General features: G+C 44.6%; 11 protein-coding genes, 3 tRNA genes and 2 rRNA genes (1 of these 16 only partly in view). 11 read left to right on the top strand and 5 right to left on the bottom strand.

The features are described 5' to 3' along the window. The 10 genes from BBC0178_RS10245 to BBC0178_RS10195 form a co-directional block, all read left to right on the top strand. Positions 1–1249: ribosomal RNA gene (locus BBC0178_RS10245) — 23S ribosomal RNA — on the top strand (it extends 1560 nt beyond the left edge of the window). A gap of 114 nt (positions 1250–1363) precedes the next feature. Continuing rightward, positions 1364–1478: ribosomal RNA gene (gene rrf / locus BBC0178_RS10240) — 5S ribosomal RNA — on the top strand. Positions 1479–1721: 243 nt separating this feature from the next. Next, positions 1722–1798, top strand: a tRNA-Met gene (locus BBC0178_RS10235). A 1101-nt stretch (positions 1799–2899) separates the two neighbouring features. Next, the gene (locus BBC0178_RS10230) at positions 2900–3226 is read left to right on the top strand and encodes an MmcQ/YjbR family DNA-binding protein (protein ID WP_225868317.1); all 327 of its coding nucleotides are present in this window, start codon (positions 2900–2902) and stop codon (positions 3224–3226) included. A 443-nt stretch (positions 3227–3669) separates the two neighbouring features. Further along, positions 3670–4098, top strand: a complete 429-nt coding sequence (locus BBC0178_RS10225) for a DUF3995 domain-containing protein (RefSeq protein ID WP_078040095.1) — start codon at positions 3670–3672, stop codon at positions 4096–4098. Positions 4099–5478: 1380 nt separating this feature from the next. Further along, entirely contained in the window at positions 5479–6168 is a 690-nt protein-coding gene (locus tag BBC0178_RS10220; RefSeq protein ID WP_225868316.1) for a recombinase family protein, read from the top strand. A gap of 760 nt (positions 6169–6928) precedes the next feature. Continuing rightward, positions 6929–7321, top strand: a complete 393-nt coding sequence (locus BBC0178_RS10210) for a hypothetical protein (RefSeq protein ID WP_149867485.1) — start codon at positions 6929–6931, stop codon at positions 7319–7321. Beyond that, entirely contained in the window at positions 7315–9324 is a 2010-nt protein-coding gene (locus tag BBC0178_RS10205) for an SEL1-like repeat protein (RefSeq protein WP_078040093.1), read from the top strand. The genes BBC0178_RS10210 and BBC0178_RS10205 overlap by 7 nt, the downstream gene beginning before the upstream one ends. 91 nt (positions 9325–9415) lie before the next feature. Further along, positions 9416–9649 carry a hypothetical protein gene (locus BBC0178_RS11745; RefSeq protein ID WP_149867484.1) on the top strand — a complete coding sequence of 78 codons (234 nt, stop codon included), beginning with the start codon at positions 9416–9418 and terminating at the stop codon, positions 9647–9649. Between the two features lie 123 nt (positions 9650–9772). Then, positions 9773–10225 (top strand): BRO-N domain-containing protein, encoded by a 453-nt coding sequence (locus BBC0178_RS10195; RefSeq protein WP_078040092.1) that lies wholly within the window; start codon positions 9773–9775, stop codon positions 10223–10225. A 592-nt stretch (positions 10226–10817) separates the two neighbouring features. Here the strand turns inward: BBC0178_RS10195 and BBC0178_RS10190 are convergent. Both BBC0178_RS10190 and BBC0178_RS10185 read right to left on the bottom strand, forming a co-directional pair. Then, positions 10818–12158 (bottom strand): tyrosine-type recombinase/integrase, encoded by a 1341-nt coding sequence (locus BBC0178_RS10190; protein ID WP_188317731.1) that lies wholly within the window; start codon positions 12156–12158, stop codon positions 10818–10820. Positions 12159–12257: 99 nt separating this feature from the next. Continuing rightward, positions 12258–12333, bottom strand: a tRNA-Phe gene (locus BBC0178_RS10185). 162 nt (positions 12334–12495) lie between these two features. Between BBC0178_RS10185 and BBC0178_RS10180 the strand changes: the two genes are divergently transcribed. Further along, a tRNA-Glu gene (locus tag BBC0178_RS10180) sits at positions 12496–12570 on the top strand. Positions 12571–12727: 157 nt separating this feature from the next. On the opposite strand, the gene ureG is transcribed toward BBC0178_RS10180, so the two are convergent. The 3 genes from ureG to BBC0178_RS10165 are packed head-to-tail and all read right to left on the bottom strand — an operon-like array spanning position 12728 to position 14477. After that, a complete protein-coding gene (ureG, locus tag BBC0178_RS10175; protein WP_078040090.1) occupies positions 12728–13354 on the bottom strand; it encodes an urease accessory protein UreG in 627 nt (208 codons plus the stop codon). Next, complete coding sequence (locus BBC0178_RS10170; RefSeq protein ID WP_078040089.1) at positions 13351–14010, bottom strand: urease accessory protein UreF; 660 nt, start codon at positions 14008–14010, stop codon at positions 13351–13353. The genes ureG and BBC0178_RS10170 overlap by 4 nt, the downstream gene beginning before the upstream one ends. Next, the gene (locus BBC0178_RS10165; RefSeq protein WP_225868315.1) at positions 14010–14477 is read right to left on the bottom strand and encodes an urease accessory protein UreE; all 468 of its coding nucleotides are present in this window, start codon (positions 14475–14477) and stop codon (positions 14010–14012) included. The genes BBC0178_RS10170 and BBC0178_RS10165 overlap by 1 nt, the downstream gene beginning before the upstream one ends.

Below are 14477 nucleotides of genomic sequence, written 5' to 3'. Positions count from 1 at the left end.
CGACACAGGTGGACCGGTAGAGAATACCAAGGCGCTTGAGAGAACTACGTTGAAGGAACTCGGCAAATTGCACGCGTAACTTCGGAAGAAGCGTGACCCTTTAGCGGGCAACCGTTAGGGGGTGGCACAGACCAGGGGGTAGCGACTGTTTACCAAAAACACAGGGCTCTGCGAAGTCGCAAGACGACGTATAGGGTCTGACGCCTGCCCGGTGCTGGAAGGTTAAGAGGAGATGTGAGAGCATTGAATTGAAGCCCCAGTAAACGGCGGCCGTAACTATAACGGTCCTAAGGTAGCGAAATTCCTTGTCGGGTAAGTTCCGACCTGCACGAATGGCGTAACGACTTCCCCGCTGTCTCCAACGTAGACTCAGTGAAATTGAATTCCCCGTGAAGATGCGGGGTTCCTGCGGTTAGACGGAAAGACCCCGTGCACCTTTACTATAGCTTTACACTGGCATTCGTGTCGGCATGTGTAGGATAGGTGGTAGACTTTGAAGCAGGGGCGCCAGCCTTTGTGGAGTCATCCTTGAAATACCACCCTTATTGACATGGATGTCTAACTGCGGCTCGTTAACCGGGTCCAGGACAGTGTATGGTGGGTAGTTTGACTGGGGCGGTCGCCTCCTAAAGAGTAACAGAGGCGCGCGATGGTGGGCTCAGAACGGTCGGAAATCGTTCGTCGAGTGCAATGGCATAAGCCCGCCTGACTGTAAGACTGACAAGTCGAGCAGAGTCGAAAGACGGTCATAGTGATCCGGTGGTTCCACGTGGAAGGGCCATCGCTCAACGGATAAAAGGTACGCCGGGGATAACAGGCTGATGACCCCCAAGAGTCCATATCGACGGGGTTGTTTGGCACCTCGATGTCGACTCATCGCATCCTGGGGCTGGAGCAGGTCCCAAGGGTATGGCTGTTCGCCATTTAAAGCGGTACGTGAGTTGGGTTCAGAACGTCGTGAGACAGTTCGGTCCCTATCTGCCGTGGGTGTAGGAATATTGACAGGATCTGTCCCTAGTACGAGAGGACCGGGATGGACATATCTCTGGTGGACCTGTTGTGGCGCCAGCCGCATAGCAGGGTAGCTATATATGGACGGGATAACCGCTGAAGGCATCTAAGCGGGAAACCCACCTGGAAACGAGTATTCCCTGAGAACCGTGGAAGACGACCACGTTGATAGGTCAGGTGTGGAAGTGTGGTGACACATGGAGCTTACTGATACTAATCGTTCGATTGACTTGATCGTTCCCATTACAAATGTTCATCTTTATATTGCCTTGAGGTTTTGAAAACCGTAGGTGATTGATAAAGAGAGTTAGTTTGAAAAACCAGTTTCTTGAAAATTGTTGCGCTTTGCCGACCTGGTGGTTATAGCGGAGCGGCTGCACCCGATCCCATTCCGAACTCGGCCGTGAAACGCTCCTGCGCTGATGGTACTTTGTCTTAAGACACGGGAGAGTAAGTCGCTGCCAGGTCTGCCAAGTGCAACAATAGCTTCTCTGATCTTTACGATATTTAGCCTCGTGCTTCCTCTTCAATTGTTATATAACGGGCAGGCCACTCTTGAATGGTCTGTTTGAATTGTTATATTGAATTTAGCCAACCGGCTTTTTTTATATTCCGCTATAGCGTCTATCTCTTTATAGCGGTCGGTTTTGCAGTCTCTGTCCTCGGGCCTTAACGCCCCTTACAGCTTCTCGTAAAACCCTTATCCTTGGCGCGGGGTGGAGCAGCCCGGTAGCTCGTCAGGCTCATAACCTGAAGGCCGCAGGTTCAAATCCTGCCCCCGCAACCAATCTCTAGACCTCCCCCAGCTTCACACCTATAGGCATACGCTTTGTATACCGCTAAGCTTTCCAGCAGACGACGGCTCTGCTTCTCTGCTTGTCTTCAAACGCTTGTCGCTTGGAATGTGTGTAATGCGAAGCGGAAATAACAACGTGCACAACTCGTTACCCTTGGAAAAAATGCAGTAGGCGCCTGATACTGAAAGAAATGCCTTTTGAAAGGATGCTCGATAAAGCAACTAGCAACCTGCTAAAACGCCTCACATGACCATGAGGTAATTAAATTGCCTCCTTCAAAATGGCCGTTGATCGTTGGGTGTAAAATAAACCAAGTCACCCGTTGTTGCGCGATAAATCGTGTTCTGGAAAAGCAGGTCATCGCTAACGGCGTTTAAACTGTTCATCTCTGGTTCAAATGAGAGCTCTTTAGTGAGTCATTGGTCTCTTTGCCAACGGTTAAAATTGATTTGACACTTGGCGGCAAACAGAACGGGTTTTATCGCCACCAAAATAAAATACGCATCGTGGCATTGCCCGCCGGCTTTGAACAGCGCGTTCCGTAGTGTCTCAAAGACAGGAAGAATCGGTAGCGGATGAAATGAGATCTCCCGTCGCTTCGAATATCGCCGGTACGGCTATGATGATAGGGAAACAGCAGCCGTCACTGTATAATATGATATCTCATGTCAATGAGCGACAACACCAATACTCATAGAAAATAATGAGAAGTTGTTGACGTATAGAACAATTTATCAGGAGATTATTGTCATTTAACGTCTTCACAGAGATATGTTTTGATAAATTGGTTGCTGGTCACTGAACGCGAAGTAAATTATCAAAAATTTTCTGCCATCAACAGCAAGTGCACGCGCAGTCATACACGGTATATCTCTCGACTAACCTTCGGTCGAGATTGTCCGCAGGATACGATAACTCGTTTTGTTGCCGAAATTGATGGGAATATTCATTGGGAAAGATGTGAAAATGAATACCCGTTCTTTAAAATAGCACGTTCGCGATATTAGGGGGGGATCCCCTTAGAATAGGCTATACCTCGATAATTTGGAAAACCGGAGTATTGGAAATTGAGAGAACAGATTATCAAATATGTGGGATCAAAATACAATACGAAGGAAGAACATCCGTGGAGAAAATATCCTGATTACGTGGTCTTACGCCATAGAGATAATAAAAATTGGTATGCTCTCATAATGAATGTTCCAAAATACCGCTTGGGTCTGACGGGAAACGATGAAGTGGATGTTATCAACGTGAAATGCCCATCAGTCATGATAGGTAATTTACGTCAGTCAGCCGGCTATTTGCCCGCTTATCACATGAACAAGGATAGTTGGATCAGTATTGTTCTTGATGGAACCGTACCGATGAAAGAAATTTGCGATCTCATAGACCAAAGTTATTCTCTCACTCATTAAGTCGGATTTTACGGTAAAAATAGGGAAATTATTCCTGAGCTTTTTAATCCCTTCGGCCGTAATTGGTGCTTAAAAATATACTTTGAGCCCACCTCAAAAACTGTCTGAATTGAGAACAATAGAGACCAACCCTTTCCATTGAAATCTTTTCAATTCATTATATGCTTCAAATCTCCTGCTTGGAAACCCGCTCTCGTCTCGCCAAAGTAAGCTGATGGATGAACAAAAAGTTTTTTATGGCAGTCTTGTTGAGCAATTGTACAAAATGAAGGATTAGGAGCCGCCTTTTGATTGCAGAATTCTGGTTGAGGCTCGATGGCATTAGGCCATAATGAAGCTGTGAACCGCCTTTTGCGAAAGGAGCCTAACCGGCCAAATCCTTTTGCTACTTATCTCAAATTACTGTTCCAAAAATAAATTCCTTGAAAGGTTGGACCACCGCGATGTTCTATACCATTGTCCATTTAAGCACTGTCATTGTGCTTTTTTTGAGTGCCTTGACACATTACTATTGGGTATTGAAACCCGATGCTGAACCATCATCAAAAGTAATTCCCTATATTGAGGGTGTCCCGGCTTTCCATGCAAGCAAATTAGGTACTTTTCTAGTTGCCTCGGCACTGTTGCTTGTTACATTGTTCGTAATGGAATTGGGAGCAGGGATTATCGGCTTGCTGCCAACTTATATATTAAAAATAGGTGGGACTTTGCTTGCAGCCGTTTTTATTGTCAGGGCAATTGGCGATTTTCGGCTTGTCGGTTTTACCAAGAAAATAAAAGATAGCACATTTGCTTACTATGACACGCGCTACTGGTCTCCACTATGTGCATTGATCGGCCTATCGCTGCTTTATATAACGTGGGGTTCCTGACAAAAGATGGCACGGTTTTTAAGCTGCAATCTGTTAGAAGATTGCAGGCTACATGCTTAAGCAGAAGAACAGTGATTTTGAAAAGTAGTTTATTGCCGGCTTATCACATGAACAAGGATAGTTGGATCACTATTTTTCTTGATGGAACAGTATCTATGAAAGAAATTTGCGATCTTATAGACCAAAGTTATTTTCTCACTCAATAAATCAAAATTTTCAGTAAAAATAAGGAAACTTATTCCTCAAGTTTTTAATTCCTTCAGGCGTGATTGGTGCTCAAAAATATATCTTGAGCTTACTTAGAAGATTGGCTGAATTGAGAGCAGAATTATAGAAAACAAACTTTTCCAATGGCACCTTGTCGGTCCATTGCATGGCTCAAATCTCTCGCTTAAAGGAAAACTTAACCGCTTTCGTCTCGCAAAAGTAGGCTTGTTGGTGAGATACAGCAAATTTTTAACTTAACACGTCGGCTGTGTCCGTCTGTTAGACTGATATTCGATAACTCATTTCACTTTATAAGCTGCGTTTGAGCCAATGGTTGGCAGAAAATAGGTGAACAAGAATTGCTTGATCGTTCGGATCATCAAAGACATTTACAGTGTGATCCTCTTAAAAACGACTTACGTCTCAATAATATGAAATATCAGTGCAACCGAAATCGAGAAAATAGATGTTCTATTATATATGATTAAGATCTCGGGATAAACGTGAGGCTTGCAATAAAAGTGGAGAAATAGATTTGTGTTAAATGTGCGAGAATGAATGCATCTCGTGCAAAAAATTCCGGAGCCACATAGCGCAATTGAAATCTATTTGGTTTGTGATGCTGAAAGGAGGGTATCTCTTTACATAAAAGACAGATGGTCAGCGATAATTGGCCGATGAGGCAATTCAAAAGCGTCAGAACAATTGGAACGCTTTTCTATTCTCTTACTCAAGAGAATAATTAATAAAAACATCAGGATAAAAAGGTGAAAAGTTGAGATGGTGCCCAGACGCGGTGTGAATTTAGAAAATCGAACCGTGGTGTTATTCCGATTATTTCTTTAAATACAATGACATAATCATTCCTGTTTGAATTTTCGTTCTCTTGTGAGTGTACTTATATTGTCTCACAAGTGGACTTGAGGACGGTACGCTATGCCACGTTGTTAATCAACTGCTAATTGATCAGAACGTTTCAGAATGTAGAAAAAATGTGAGACCTCAAACCTCGACAGGTTATGGCTGAGAAATCCCCCCGTGGCCTTGTTGCGTTCTCACTCAAAGCCTTGTCATGTTGTTCCTGTAGCAGATAACGTCTGATGGCTTTCTTTCTCCCAATGGTCGTCTCAAAATGTATAATATGCGAGACAGTGCCTTGACGCGTCTCTTTAAATGTCTCATAAATGCTTTCTCACAACGTCTAAGGGGATGATGAGCATGATTGACGTATCGACACAAAGCCAACAAACAAACACAAGTGCAACGCAAGGCAATGGTGAGGAGGAGAAGAAAAGAGCGGAAGAGCTGATCGCCTATATCCGTGTTTCATCCATTGGACAAAGCCTTGAAGTCCAACGCGACAAGATGCTGGCTCTTGGTGTGCATCCAGAACATATCTTTGAGGAAAAGCGTTCTGGTGTCGACAGCAACCGTCCAGCCCTCAAGGAAGCCATCAGGTTTGCCCGAAAGGGGAATGTTTTCGTCATTACCAAGATTGACCGCTTGGCAAGGTCAGCGACAGACCTTCTTTCTATCGTTCAAGAATTGGAGAGGAAAGGTGTCAAGTTGCGTGTTGTCGATCAGAACATTGACACAACGACACCCGCCGGTAGAGCTATGTTGCAGATGCTGGCTGTGTTTGCTGAGTTTGAAACAGCTATCCGCTCAGAGCGTCAGATGGACGGGATAGCCAAGGCTAAAGCCAACGGCGTACAGTTTGGACGCAAGACGCAAGCAACGCCCGATGTTGTTGCAGAGATCAAACGGTTGAGAAGTGAAGGGATGCTTATCAAGGAGATCATGAAGCGGGTAGGGCTGAGCAAGGCAAGTGTCTATCGGGCTTTGTCTGAGGGGGAGAGATGAAGTGGTTTGTGGGTTGGTAGATAACAAAACTCATCACCTTTATGAAACAGTTCCAGTGAAGGTGGCTGTGATGTTTTTGGCATTTCTTGTGCGTATCTGTTGGCGATGAATGCGTCAGTGCCTAATGTTTTATCAGCCAATGGCTAGTCAATTTCGTTGTCGCAGTCTGGCTGGGGCTGTAATATGCTCACAAAAGCATAGAACGGCTTAGCACTTATTTCATAGGGCAAATTGATAGTAGACGGAAAATAGTAGATATCTGGTTGATTGTATGCGCATATGAATTATGTTCAATTCGCGTTAAACCGCTGCTTATTGTAGCTTAATATTATATTTGAAATGAGGTATTCACCAAATGAAATTTATTATGTTATTGGCATCAATATCAATTACTTCTATTTCATACGCATCGGCAGGTTGTGTGGGCGTTGTGGTCAATGGTGAGTGTCACGGAACGCACGTCAATAGCGACAATATTGGAAGCAACGATTCATCTGGATCAGGTTATGGAGGCTCGTCTGGTACAAGATATCAATACGATCTCAATAATCCAAGTGACCAGCGTTCATATTCCCTTGACTTAGACGCGCAGAGACGAGATCAAATGAACTTAAATCCTAACAGAGGCCTTGATCGAGGACGGGGACAAAGAGGCGGTGGAATCTATGATGATAATTGACTTCTTTTGGATTTTAAGTTCAAGCTGACGGTGAAATGATTACCAAATGAAATCTAAGAAGTTCTGTCTTGAGGAAACATCATGAAGCAGCCTAAAGCATTTATTTTATTTTTGTGCTTAATTTTTTTACCAGGATGCGTTTATACTGCAGAGCCGATTTTTTATAATGGGGCATATTATATGGTCGGGGACTCAGCCTGTAGAAATGGGAGAGGTATAAATTCCACGACTATTATATGTTACAATGAACAGGGTAAAAGCACCGGTTATCGTCAAGCAATGACACAACAACAGCTCTCTATGTATATGCATCAACAGCAGATGCAGTTAGCACAACAGTCTATGATACAACAACAAAATATAGCCAATCAAGCGATAATTAATCAAAACAATGCAATTCTTATGCAACAAGCAAACAAAAATTGGCGAAATATCAACAGTAATATGGGGTGTGGCTGGGGTCGTCAATGTTGAGTAAATACAAAAAATACATCTTTAGCTTTGTTGCGGTTATTGCAATTGTCGCATTTGCAATAGGGGCATTCATCTTTGTCCATTATCCGAACAACAAAATGATCAGATTGAAAGCCGACCTTGGTGTGGTGTCTGCTCAATATGAATTGGGAGAGATGTACAAGAATGGCGATAAAATACTCCAAGACGATCAAGAGGCGTTCAAGTGGTTCAAGCGGGCAGCCGAGAATGGAGATGTTAGGGCTCAATTTGAAGTTGGAACTATATATGCGTTAGGTGAACAAATCCAGAAAGATGATGAAGAAGCATTAAAATGGTTCAAGCTGTCAGCTAATCACGGCTATCTTGAAGCTCAGAAATTGCTGGGAATAATATATTACAACGGTGTAAGTTTAGATAAAGACAGTGCTGAAGCATTCAGGTGGTTTAAAAAAGCAGCTGAAAATGGAGACGCTGTTTCTCAATATTATTTAGGTGACATGTATTCTAAGGGGGAGGGCGTGTCACAAGACTATAAAGAAGCGTTCAAATGGACAAAACTTGCTGCTAATCAAAGAAATGTTGAGGCACAATTCATTCTTGGCAGTATGTATGGTGTGGGGCAAGGAGTGCAGCAAAGCAATACTGATGCGCTCAAATGGTACACACTTGCGGCAAATCAAGGACATCCTAAAGCGCAAATTCTTTTAGGAGTGCTATATTACAACGGTGAAAGTGTGCCGCAAAATTATAGCGAGGCGGCCAAATGGTTTAGATTTGCTGCTGAAAGTGGAGACCCTGAGGCGCAATTAAATATCGGAAAAATGTACGATGACGGACAAGGCGTACCAAAGAATGATCAAGAGGCGGCTAAATGGTACACACTCGCAGCCAACCAAGGAGATGCTAAGGCACAGTTCTACATCGGAGCGATGTATCATAAAGGTCAAGGTGTAAAGCAAGACTACGGTGAAGCGGCCAAATGGTTCAAACTCGCAGCCAATCAGGGGCTGGCTAAAGCACAGTACAACATCGGAGCGATGTATTACAAAGGACAAGGTGTAAAGCAAGATTACGGTGAAGCGGCCAAATGGTACACACTTGCAGCTAATCAAGGATATGCTCAAGCACAGTACAATCTCGGATTAATGTTAGATCAAGGACAAGGTGTAAAGCAAGACTACGGTGAAGCGGCCAAATGGTACACACTTGCAGCTAATCAAGGATATGCTCAAGCACAGTACGCTATCGGGAATATGTACGATAACGGACAAGGTGTAAAGCAAGATTACGGTGAAGCGGCCAAATGGTACACACTTGCAGCCATTCAAGGCGATGCAAAAGCACAGTACTCTATCGGGAATATGTCTCATGAGGGACTAGGTGTGCCGCAAAACTATCAAGAGGCGATTAAATGGTATACACTTGCAGCCAATCAAGGGATGGCTGAGGCACAACACAACCTCGGAATAGTGTACAATCAGGGACGAGGTGTAAAGCAAGATTACCGCGAGGCAGCAAAATGGTACACACTAGCAGCCAATCAGGGATTGTTACAAGCTCAATTAGCGATAGCTAATATGTACGAGAACGGGGAAGGTGTTCAACAAGATTACCACGAAGCATTAAAGTGGTTTAAACTAGCTGCCAATCAAGGATCAGCATTCGTGCGGCTCAAAGTCGGAGTCATGTACGAAAGTGGGCAAGGTGTTCAACAAGATTACGGTGAAGCGGCCAAATGGTTCAAACTCGCAGCAAATCAGGGATTGGCTGATGCACAATTTAAAGTAGGACTAATCTATGAGCGTGGACAAGGTGTTCAGCAAGATTACCACGAGGCATTAAAGTGGTTTAAACTAGCTTCCAATCAAGGGTTGGCTGATGCACAATTGTACATCGGAATAATGTATATGGGAGGATACGGTGTACAAAAAAATTATCAAGAAGCTGCAAAATGGTTAAAACTAGCTGCTAGTCAAGGAAATGTTGATGCACAAAAAGCTCTCAGGTTATTAGGACAATAAAACGTAGTCCTTACGCAGTTCTCTTTGCTTGAGAAATTATCTGAGTTGAGTTTTACGAGCTTCAATAAATTATTGAACGTGGAGTGTTATTTTGGCAAAAAAAGGCGCTGTGTTAAAAGCAGATAGCTGCTTTGCCCTAAAGAAGGCAAACTTCATATCAACAACCGAAAACTTCTCCATTTCTCCTTTAGAGTGTGCCATACGTGCCCTGTCCAGTAATGACAGCCAACAAGCTAGGCGCTGTATTGAGTTTGCTCTATCAAAGACGGCTGAAGCTGGAAATATGCGGTTGAAGATCAAGCAAAAAGCGGTCATTTCCCCATAAATCCACATAGGAGGCCGCTGAGAGGCCTTGAGTGTTTTGCTTAGAATTATTCATCTTGGCACTCAAATCTCTCTCAGTGACTCGCTGTGAAGGTTTTCTCGCTGGGAATGTCAGAGGCTAGCAATGAATAACAAAGCCAACATCTTTAATTTCCACAACAATCAAATCCGTATCATCGAGAAAGACGGTGAACCTTGGTTCGTCACCGCTGATGTCTGTCGGGCTCTTCAGTTGAACATACAAAAAAATGGGAAACCTAACACAACAACAAGCCTCCGCCGTCTCCTAACCAAAGAGAAGGGTCTATATCCGATCTATACCCTTGGAGGAGCCCAGCGTCTCTCTATTATCTCCGAAAGTGGCCTCTACAAGCTCATCATGCGTTCCAACAAGCCGGAAGCCAAAGAGTTCCAGAATTGGGTCACTCAAGTCGTCCTGCCAGCTATTCGCAAAGATGGTGCATATGTCCAAGGGGAAGAGAAGGGAAGGGAGAAAAGGGGAAGGCGTGGATTGCTATTAAATCCACATAGGAGGCCGCTGAGTGGCATTAAGTGGCTTATCATTGTAACTAAGTGATTCCTTAAATTCCTCTCAGTGGCGTTCTATGGCTATTTATTCACGTTTCCTTTGTGATTCGAGGGTAAGAATGAACGAGGAAGAAGGGAAGCTTGGGACTGGTGATTCAATTACCCCTCCATTAAGCGTGGGGGTTCCATTTAACATGTTACTTAACACTTTAATAAACATGTTATAGAGTGTTCGTTCTAATCAGGTGAATGAACGAGGAAGAAGGGACATCGAAGCTGCTGATGTGATTACCCACTCATTAAGAGGGGGGCCATTTAACATGTTACTTAACACTTTAATAAACATGTTATAGAGTGTTCGTTCTAATCAGGTGAATGAAGTGGATAGCTTCCCACGTGTTCCTCTTCCCCAGTCTCTCTCTTGTTTAATTTCCCCACCTGTTCCCCTTATTCCCCTTGTTCTCCCATGTTAAGGAAGGAACGAATCTTTGCCATTTTCCTGTCAAGACTGGGAAGCCTTGAACTGACAGTCCAGAGAAGGTGGAAGATAACAGCCAATTCAGACATCAAAGGGCTCACCTAGTAGAGGGCTCAAATTGAGCCACCGCTGGGGCGTTTCTTTGCCTGTTTGAGCCTATCTGTTATTTGTGTGTCTCCAATGCAGCTTTCAAGGCTCTATGTGCAGCGGCTAGCCGTGAAGTCTCTCCCCCGTATCTTTCACTCATAGTTCCCCTTGAGTGCCCCAATACAAGGTTCCTGTCAAATTCCTGTATCCCAGCATCGCTGAGTTTATCTTCCATTCTATGGCGTAGGGAATGAATGACGATCTTCCGGTTGTCTGTTACATGCCTCAAGTGTTTCATAAGTGCCTGTGATGCTCCGTCTGCTCCCCTTGGTCTCCCATATGAAGGAAAGAGGAATGGACTGTCTCCACGCCGTTGCAAGGCGTCTTTGACCGCCTCAAGGGCGTCACCTACAAGAGGCACCTTTCTGATGGAACCTTGAGTCTTCAACCGCCTGTGGGGATGGAATATCAAGTCGATGTAAGGAATAGGGTCATTGAGATGGACATCAGAGACGAGAAGCCCTGTCACTTCCCCCAATCGGCACCCTGTATTTGCCAGAATGTTCCAAATATTTTTCAAGTCTGGTCGGGCATGTGATACCATGCGCTTATTCATTTCTGTCAACAGCGTATCGCCTATAGGTTCCCTTTCAGTGCGCACATGAGCCTCAGCCTTGGCCGCCAGTCTTTGAAATGGATTTTGCAAGTCGGTTAATTCAAATTCGGTTATCGCAAAGCTGATCATAGCGCGTATGTCATTCAAATAGCGATTGACCGTAGAGGCGTTAAGCTCTCTATCTTTGAGAAGATAATCGCGTACTTCTCTTGCTTGGTCTCGGCCTATGTCTGTCAGTTTTGTTGTAGAAGGAATCGCTTCACTCATATACTGCATGATACGCTCAACACGCTGAACCTTGGCTGTTTCGTTGATGTCGCCTTTGACGCGCTCCTTGATATAAAGCCGTTTGGCATCCTCAAGGGTTGGCTGGGGTTTATTGAGGTGGCCTTGATTGCGAATGTATAGCAAAGCTCTCTCATGAATGTCAGGCGTTCCTATTGGATGGCCTTCATCGTCATGCGGCAGTTTTGACAAGATATGATCTAACTGAATATCGGCTTCCTCTGGTGTAAGAGCTAAGCCATTTTCACCTTGTGCCATTTCTCTGGCAAGCCGGACAGCCCTCGTGTGTATCTCAAGTTCTGTAAGCTTCGATAGGTCTTTGTCAACCATTTCCCTGCGGGCTTTGGCAATCGTTTGTTCAAAGAGCAAGTGAGCAGCCGAGAAAGCTTTGACCGCATCTTTGTCTGTTCTTCCCAGAGGATGGGTGAATGTCTTTATTCCCAGATGCTCTTCAAGGTCGAGCGGTACCTTTCTCCTGTAGCGATAGCCTGTTGCGGTCTTTTGAATGTACGGCATAAGAATCCCCATAGTGAACCTCGCGTGGACTCGAAAGTGGACTTCAAGGAACGCTTAGGCATTGATATTATTGAAAAATAAGGGAAAAACAAGACAAAATGGTGCCCAGACGCGGAATCGAACCACGGACACGCGGATTTTCAGTCCGCTGCTCTACCAACTGAGCTATCTGGGCACGCCCGATTTTTTAACCGGAGCGCTTGGGTTTATAACATTAAAATTTCGAGTGTCTAGCCTCCAAAACAAAAATATTCAAAATTTGCCCTGATAAGTTCATTTTTTTGGAATTTGGCATTGCTCTTTGAGTAAACAAGGCTTATTAGCGGCTTTACACCGTGCGCCTATCGTCTAGCGGTCAGGACGCCGCCCTCTCACGGCGGAAACAGGGGTTCAATTCCCCTTAGGCGTACCAATTTTTCCGAATATATCTCTCGTGGAAACTTTATTGAAAAATTCTGGCAAATATCGTTTTGCCTTTGGATGAGCCGTTCGAAGTCATCAGCCTTATCCGCACGGCAGTAAAATTTTTTAAGCCGTGAAAAACGGTTTTCATTTGGGCGTTTTCTTATTTACCGGTTAAAGCCGCCTGCCTGTTCGATAAATTGAATAATGTCCTGAAGCCCTTCTCGGCGCAGCATATCCGTGAAAACGAAGGGTTTGTCGCCGCGCTGGATTTTTGCGTCATGTTCCATCACATCAAGATCGGCGTGAACATATGGGGCTAGATCTTTCTTGTTGATGATGAGCAAGTCAGAGCGCGTAATGGCCGGACCGCCTTTACGCGGTATTTTTTCGCCTTCTGCAACCGAAATAACGTAAAGCGTCAAATCGGCGAGATCGGGGGAAAATGTTGCCGCGAGATTATCTCCACCTGATTCGATAAATATCATATCAAGGTCGGGATGCCGCTTAACCAAATCGTCAATAGCCTGCAAATTGACACTTGCATCTTCGCGAATAGCAGTGTGAGGGCAGCCGCCTGTTTCCACGCCGATAATGCGGTCTTCTGGCAGTGCCTGAACACGATTGAGGATGAGGGCATCTTCTTTTGTGTAAATATCATTGGTAACAACGGCGACCGAGTAATGATCGCGCAAGGCTTTGCAGAGCATTTCTGTCAAGGTAGTTTTTCCCGACCCGACAGGGCCTCCAATACCGATACGTAACGGGCCGTTTGGTGAAAATGAAGATGTCATGAACGGAAAATCCTTGAATAAAGTGTTTCGTGGCGCATTGCCATGATGTCGGATAGGAAACAGCATGAACCGAAATCATCAAGTGTAAGCTTATCGCTGTTACCGGTGATAGCAAGAATTGTTTTTTCGAGCTTTGCCATGATTTTGACGCCGTCGCTTTGTCCAAGCGGAACAAGTCTTATTGCTGCCTGCACCAGATTTGACAGGAATGAGTGAAGATAGGCTGTCAGGACAGATGGCAATGAAATTTCCAATTGATGTCCGAGAACGCCCACAGCAACCGGATAAGGAAGGGTTTTATAGATTTCTTTTGAAAAACCCGTTTGGGCAACTGAGGTACAAAAAGCACGGCCTTGTAAATCAATTTCCAGAAAGCGTTCTTTCGAGGCAGCGTTGGCATTGGCTATTTCAACAAGGGCAATAATGGATTTTCCTTGATCGGTTGATCTCCACGCTTCGGCGATCAAAACCACGTCATTATGGAGAGATCCGTGCTTGGCAAGAGCATCAAGCCAATCAAACAAATCATCGGCATTTTGAATAGAATTTTCATGGACTGCTTGTTCGAGGCCATGGCTATAGGCAAAGCCTCCGACCGGAAAGACGGGCGAAAAAAGCGTCATCAAACGCAGTAAAGAGGCGTCACCCTGCAACATTAATGATGGTGCCCCGCATGGTCGTGATAAGCTCCGTGGAGAGGTTGAAAGGGAGCTTCAATCTCTTCAATGGCAGCTCCTAAACCTTCAAGCATAGTGCGAATAACCGGATCGCGAGACAGAAGAATCCTATTTTCTTTAATTTCGACAGTTTGATGACGGTTGCCCAAATGCCAGGCAAGTTGGGTAAGCTCAAGGGGAGTTGCCGCTTTGACAGAATAAAGTGGTTCTTTTGCCGCGTGGATGAGAAAATATTCACCGTTTTCTGCTTCGAGAACATCACCTTCCGAGAGATGGACGGGTTCTTTCAAATCCACCATAATCATATCGCCATTGGCAAAATGAAGTAATTTCCGGCGGATATGGCGCTCGTCATGGGAAAGTGAAAGCGCGCCTGAAGTCTCAACCCCTTTGGCATTGGATGCCGGTATATATTTTGTTGCTCGAAAAGTTTTATAGGACATCAT

Origin of the sequence: Ditibartonella apihabitans (genome assembly GCF_002007485.1) — a bacterium.
GTDB lineage: Bacteria > Pseudomonadota > Alphaproteobacteria > Rhizobiales > Rhizobiaceae > Bartonella > Bartonella apihabitans.
The sequence above is the reverse complement of the archived record's forward strand: the minus strand, read 5'-3'. Positions and strand labels throughout refer to the sequence as shown.

What these genes read in the sequence shown, in the direction of transcription:
- BBC0178_RS10225 (WP_078040095.1), top strand. Translation starts at nt 3,670, where the DNA reads ATGTTCTATACCATTGTCCATTTAAGCACTGTCATTGTGCTTTTTTTG.
- BBC0178_RS10220 (WP_225868316.1), top strand. Translation starts at nt 5,479, where the DNA reads ATGTCTCATAAATGCTTTCTCACAACGTCTAAGGGGATGATGAGCATG.
- BBC0178_RS10210 (WP_149867485.1), top strand. Translation starts at nt 6,929, where the DNA reads ATGAAGCAGCCTAAAGCATTTATTTTATTTTTGTGCTTAATTTTTTTA.
- BBC0178_RS10205 (WP_078040093.1), top strand. Translation starts at nt 7,315, where the DNA reads ATGTTGAGTAAATACAAAAAATACATCTTTAGCTTTGTTGCGGTTATT.
- BBC0178_RS10195 (WP_078040092.1), top strand. Translation starts at nt 9,773, where the DNA reads ATGAATAACAAAGCCAACATCTTTAATTTCCACAACAATCAAATCCGT.
- BBC0178_RS10190 (WP_188317731.1), bottom strand. Translation starts at nt 12,158, where the DNA reads ATGCCGTACATTCAAAAGACCGCAACAGGCTATCGCTACAGGAGAAAG.
- ureG (WP_078040090.1), bottom strand. Translation starts at nt 13,354, where the DNA reads ATGACATCTTCATTTTCACCAAACGGCCCGTTACGTATCGGTATTGGA.
- BBC0178_RS10170 (WP_078040089.1), bottom strand. Translation starts at nt 14,010, where the DNA reads ATGTTGCAGGGTGACGCCTCTTTACTGCGTTTGATGACGCTTTTTTCG.
- BBC0178_RS10165 (WP_225868315.1), bottom strand. Translation starts at nt 14,477, where the DNA reads ATGATGTCCTATAAAACTTTTCGAGCAACAAAATATATACCGGCATCC.